Below are 514 nucleotides of genomic sequence, written 5' to 3'. Positions count from 1 at the left end.
GCACCGATAGGAATTTTCTTATAGACAATCTGAGAGCCAATCGACACGCCGCCTAAGTCTCTGCTTTTAAGCTTGATGTTCAAACCCTGTGAAACACGTAGGTCCGTTGGCGCCGAATCGAGAGCGTGGAATGTGGTCTCAAATTCTTGACCGTCCGCCGGTTGGATAGAGATGTAGTTACCAGAAACAAGCGCATCCAAGCCCGACACACCAGTTAAACTCGCGGTTGGTTTAACAAGCCAAAAACGCGTTTTATCGTTTAGTAACTTCGTTGCTTCAGGGTAGATGTCTGCATCCACGTAAATGCTGCCGAGATCTTCGGACAAATTAATGTCACGCACCATACCGACTTCCAAACCTTGGTAACGGATAGTTGTGCGTCCCGCCACCAAACCAGCAGCGTCGGAGAAGTAAATCTGTACTCGTTGCCCCGCATCATGGATGGACTTCACCACAAGCCAGCCGGCGAGCACCATCGTCAAAATTGGCAGGAGCCAAAGTGGAGATATGCCTT

General features: G+C 49.6%; 1 protein-coding gene. It reads right to left on the bottom strand.

What is annotated here, in order from left to right; all coding sequences use genetic code 11:
• Nucleotides 1–514 (bottom strand): MlaD family protein (locus R8O11_RS31345; RefSeq protein WP_318195408.1); only part of this gene is annotated, 514 nt, incomplete at both ends.

The organism is Vibrio sp. 1288 (assembly GCF_033344475.1).
Note: the sequence above shows the minus strand (reverse complement) of the source record. Positions and strands in the feature narration are given on the sequence as shown.